General features: G+C 54.9%; 2 rRNA genes. Both read left to right on the top strand.

Annotated elements, in window-relative coordinates:
* The first annotated feature begins 555 nt into the window (after positions 1-555).
* Positions 556-2,069: ribosomal RNA gene (locus ACFV9G_RS13445) — 16S ribosomal RNA — on the top strand.
* A gap of 518 nt (positions 2,070-2,587) precedes the next feature.
* A 23S ribosomal RNA gene (locus tag ACFV9G_RS13440) occupies positions 2,588-5,680 on the top strand.
* The 16S and 23S rRNA genes sit together here, the layout of an rRNA operon.
* Positions 5,681-5,705 lie beyond the last annotated feature (25 nt).

Raw genomic sequence — 5,705 nt, 5'->3', positions numbered from 1 at the left:
GAGGCGGATAAGGCTTCAAACTTTCAGCGGGAAAGCGCGGAACGCGCCGAATTGCGAAAGCGAGAAACACTCCGCTAAAGTCGGGTAAGACGAAGCAGAGATACAACTGCTAATCCAGCAGAAAAGCGTGAAAGCGCCGAGTTGGAGAAGCGAGAGTGGCTCTGATAAAGTCTGCGAGGCAGGACCGGAAACAAGGGTTCTGGAGCTGGACAAGGAAGCGGAAACGCCGAATTGCGAAAGCGAAAGAAAGCCTGCTAAGGTTCAGCACGAAGAACAAAGCAGAACATAAAGCGAATAAAGCAGTCACCGGACTGGCGAAGATGAGAGTCTGAAATCTACCGGTGTGCGTGTGATTCTTGAGAACTCAACAGTGTGTCATAGTCGACGAATTAGTTTGTTATGCCCCGTCGACCATATCCCAAGGGGATGATGGTTGATGGTTTCTTTGACAATTGATTCTGGCAATTATCCAGTCTTTCGGGACTGGGAACATGTCAGTGTCTCCTGTCAGGGCATCTCTTTTTCCAGGCATCTTCGGGTGTTTGGTGTTGTTTTTCAACGGAGAGTTTGATCCTGGCTCAGGACGAACGCTGGCGGCGTGCTTAACACATGCAAGTCGAGCGGAAAGGCCCTTCGGGGTACTCGAGCGGCGAACGGGTGAGTAACACGTGAGTAATCTGCCCCAGGCTCTGGGATAGCCACCGGAAACGGTGATTAATACCGGATACGACAACCGATTGCATGATCTGGTTGTGGAAAGTTTTTCGGCCTGGGATGTGCTCGCGGCCTATCAGCTTGTTGGTGAGGTAATGGCTCACCAAGGCTTCGACGGGTAGCCGGCCTGAGAGGGTGACCGGCCACACTGGGACTGAGACACGGCCCAGACTCCTACGGGAGGCAGCAGTGGGGAATATTGGACAATGGGCGGAAGCCTGATCCAGCAACGCCGCGTGAGGGATGACGGCCTTCGGGTTGTAAACCTCTTTCAGCACAGACGAAGCGCAAGTGACGGTATGTGCAGAAGAAGGACCGGCCAACTACGTGCCAGCAGCCGCGGTAATACGTAGGGTCCGAGCGTTGTCCGGAATTATTGGGCGTAAAGGGCTCGTAGGCGGTCTGTCGCGTCGGGAGTGAAAACCAGGTGCTTAACACCTGGCCTGCTTTCGATACGGGCAGACTAGAGGTATTCAGGGGAGAATGGAATTCCTGGTGTAGCGGTGAAATGCGCAGATATCAGGAGGAACACCGGTGGCGAAGGCGGTTCTCTGGGAATTACCTGACGCTGAGGAGCGAAAGTGTGGGGAGCGAACAGGATTAGATACCCTGGTAGTCCACACCGTAAACGTTGGGCGCTAGGTGTGGGACACATTCCACGTGTTCCGTGCCGCAGCTAACGCATTAAGCGCCCCGCCTGGGGAGTACGGCCGCAAGGCTAAAACTCAAAGGAATTGACGGGGGCCCGCACAAGCGGCGGAGCATGCGGATTAATTCGATGCAACGCGAAGAACCTTACCTGGGTTTGACATACACCGGAAAGCTGCAGAGATGTAGCCCCTTTTAGTCGGTGTACAGGTGGTGCATGGCTGTCGTCAGCTCGTGTCGTGAGATGTTGGGTTAAGTCCCGCAACGAGCGCAACCCTCGTCCTATGTTGCCAGCAATTCGGTTGGGGACTCATAGGAGACTGCCGGGGTCAACTCGGAGGAAGGTGGGGATGACGTCAAGTCATCATGCCCCTTATGTCCAGGGCTTCACGCATGCTACAATGGCCGGTACAAAGGGCTGCGATCCCGTGAGGGTGAGCGAATCCCAAAAAGCCGGTCTCAGTTCGGATTGGGGTCTGCAACTCGACCCCATGAAGTCGGAGTCGCTAGTAATCGCAGATCAGCAACGCTGCGGTGAATACGTTCCCGGGCCTTGTACACACCGCCCGTCACGTCACGAAAGTCGGCAACACCCGAAGCCAGTGGCCCAACCCTTGTGGGGGGAGCTGTCGAAGGTGGGGCTGGCGATTGGGACGAAGTCGTAACAAGGTAGCCGTACCGGAAGGTGCGGCTGGATCACCTCCTTTCTAAGGAGTAAGTGGCCATGAATTCACACAACATTCGGTTGTGTGGTGATGGTGCTACTCGCTAGTGGAATCGTCGATGAAACACCGGCTGGTTGCCGGGTGTGCTTCTCAGTACTGCCCTTCTCTTCGGAGATGGGCGTGGAACCTGAAGTCTCCTGGAGCTGGTCTGGTCTTGACACACTGTTGGGCCCTGAGGAATCACACGGATCTGTTGATCAGATCAAGTGGTTGTCTCTCGCCCCCTTCGGTCGAAGCTCTTCGGAGTGGAGATGGTTGTGCGGGCTGGCCGGCGCTGAGTAAGCGTTGGAGTTGATAGTTGGATAGTGGACGCGAGCATCTTGTTTAATAAGAATGCACACACCTTGTAGGCGCTCTTGCCGAAGGTTTCGACCTTGGGTTGGGGTGTTGGTGTGTGCGTGGTCTTCGTAGCGCATGACAGGCTCGACAACGTGATGTTTGAACGTGATGTTTGATATGTGATGTTGTTGTGTTTGTTGTTTTTGTTGAGTGTTTGTGAGAGATAAGCTATGAAGGGCACATGGTGGATGCCTTGGCATCAAGAGCCGAAGAAGGACGTTGGAGCCTGCGATAAGCCCTGGGGAGTTGGCAACCGAGCGTTGATCCGGGGGTGTCCGAATGGGGAAACCCAGCACGAGTCATGTCGTGTTACCCGCGCCTGAATCTATAGGGCGTGTGGAGGGAACGCGGGGAAGTGAAACATCTCAGTACCCGTAGGAAGAGAAAACAATAGTGATTCCGAGAGTAGTGGCGAGCGAAATCGGATGAGGCCAAACCGGTTACCTGTGATAGACGGCAGTTGTTGGGTAGTCGGGGTTGTGGGATATGTCTTTCATCGTCTGCCGGCGGTGAGCTCAGTAAGAAACCAAGCATGAAGGTGAACCAGTTGGGAAGCTGGGCCGTAGCGGGTGATAGCCCCGTAATCGTATGTGTTTGGCTGGGTTGATGTACTTCCCAAGTAGGACGGCACTCGTGGAATGTCGTGTGAATCTGGCGGGACCACCCGCTAAGCCTAAATACTTCTTGATGACCGATAGCGGACCAGTACCGTGAGGGAAAGGTGAAAAGTACCCCTGGCGGGGAGTGAAATAGTACCTGAAACCGTGTGCCTACAATCCGTCAGAGCCCGGCCGGCTGTTTACAGCAGTGGGGGTGATGGCGTGCCTTTTGAAGAATGAGCCTGCGAGTTAGCGGTGTGTGGCAAGGTTAACCCGTGTGGGGAAGCCGTAGCGAAAGCGAGTCCTAATAGGGCGATTGAGTCGCGCGCTCTAGACCCGAAGCGAAGTGATCTAGCCATGGGCAGGTTGAAGCGCCGGTAAGACGGCGTGGAGGACCGAACCCACTTCAGTTGAAAATGGAGGGGATGACCTGTGGTTAGGGGTGAAAGGCCAATCAAACTTCGTGATAGCTGGTTCTCCCCGAAATGCATTTAGGTGCAGCGTTGCGTGTTTCTTGCCGGAGGTAGAGCACTGGATAGCCGATGGGCCCGACCAGGTTACTGACGTTAGCCAAACTCCGAATGCCGGTAAGTGAGAGCGCAGCAGTGAGACAGTGGGGGATAAGCTCCATTGTCGAGAGGGAAACAGCCCAGACCATCAGCTAAGGCCCCTAAGCGATAACTAAGTGGAAAAGGATGTGGAGTCGCAGTGACAACCAGGAGGTTGGCTTGGAAGCAGCCACCCTTGAAAGAGTGCGTAATAGCTCACTGGTCAAGTGATTCCGCGCCGACAATGTAGCGGGGCTCAAGTTATCCGCCGAAGCTATGGCACTCCGGTTTTCCGGGGTGGGTAGGGGAGCGTCGTGTATCGAGTGAAGCAGCGGAGTGATCCAGCGGTGGACGGTACGCGAGTGAGAATGCAGGCATGAGTAGCGAATGATGTGTGAGAAACACATCCGCCGATTGATCAAGGGTTCCAGGGTCAAGCTAATCTGCCCTGGGTAAGTCGGGACCTAAGGCGAGGCCGACAGGCGTAGTCGATGGACAACGGGTTGATATTCCCGTACCGGCGAAATGACGCCCATGATGAGGCGCATGATGCTAACCATCTGAAGCGCACGTGACCGATCCCTTCGGGGTGAGGCGTGTGTGTGGAACATGGGACCCGAGTGTGTAGTAGTCAAGTGATGGGGTGACGCAGGAAGGTAGTCGAACCGGCGCGATGGTTGTCGCCGGCCAAGCATGTAGGACTGAGTCTAGGCAAATCCGGGCTCTGTATGTCTGAGATGTGATGGGGAGCCGTTTGGTGAAGTCGATGATCCTATGCTGTCGAGAAAAACCTCTAGCGAGTCATGAGCCGCCCGTACCCCAAACCGACTCAGGTGATCAGGTAGAGAATACCGAGGCGATCGAGCGAACCATGGTTAAGGAACTCGGCAAAATGCCCCCGTAACTTCGGGAGAAGGGGGGCCCGGATCGTGAACCCACTAGCTGGGGGAAGCGTGAAGGGCCGCAGAGACCAGGCCCAAGCGACTGTTTACTAAAAACACAGGTCCGTGCGAAGTTGTAAGACGATGTATACGGACTGACTCCTGCCCGGTGCTGGAAGGTTAAGAGGACGGGTTAGCCTCACGGCGAAGCTCAGAATTTAAGCCCCAGTAAACGGCGGTGGTAACTATAACCATCCTAAGGTAGCGAAATTCCTTGTCGGGTAAGTTCCGACCTGCACGAATGGAGTAACGACTTGGGCGCTGTCTCAACCGTGGACTCGGCGAAATTGCACTACGAGTAAAGATGCTCGTTACGCGCGGCAGGACGGAAAGACCCCGGGACCTTTACTATAGTTTGGTATTGGTGTTTGGTTCGGCTTGTGTAGGATAGGTGGGAGACTGTGAAGCGCACACGCCAGTGTGTGTGGAGTCAACGTTGAAATACCACTCTGGTCGTACTAGATGTCTAACTTCGGACCATGATCTGGTTCAGGGACAGTGCCTGATGGGTAGTTTAACTGGGGCGGTTGCCTCCTAAAATGTAACGGAGGCGCTCAAAGGTTCCCTCAGCCTGGTTGGCAATCAGGTGGCGAGTGTAAGTGCACAAGGGAGCTTGACTGTGAGACAGACATGTCGAGCAGGGACGAAAGTCGGAACTAGTGATCTGGCCACGGCATGTGGAAGCGTGGTCACTCAACGGATAAAAGGTACCCCGGGGATAACAGGCTGATCTTCCCCAAGAGTCCATATCGACGGGATGGTTTGGCACCTCGATGTCGGCTCGTCGCATCCTGGGGCTGGAGTAGGTCCCAAGGGTTGGGCTGTTCGCCCATTAAAGCGGCACGCGAGCTGGGTTTAGAACGTCGTGAGACAGTTCGGTCCCTATCCGCCGCGCGCGTAGGAAACTTGAGAAAGGCTGTCCCTAGTACGAGAGGACCGGGATGGACGAACCTCTGGTGTGCCAGTTGTACCGCCAGGTGCATGGCTGGTTGGCTACGTTCGGAAGTGATAACCGCTGAACGCATCTAAGCGGGAAGCACGTTTCAAGATGAGGTTTCCCACCCTTTATGGGTTAAGGCCCCCTACAGACTATGGGGTTGATAGGCCGGAGGTGTACAGCAGTGATGCCCAGCCGACCGGTACTAATAGGCCGAGGGCTTATCTTTCATAAACCCTCAACAAAAACAACAA

It is taken from the genome of Nocardioides sp. NPDC059952 (assembly GCF_042730435.1).
Taxonomy (GTDB): domain Bacteria; phylum Actinomycetota; class Actinomycetes; order Propionibacteriales; family Nocardioidaceae; genus Nocardioides.
Note: the sequence above shows the minus strand (reverse complement) of the source record. Positions and strands in the feature narration are given on the sequence as shown.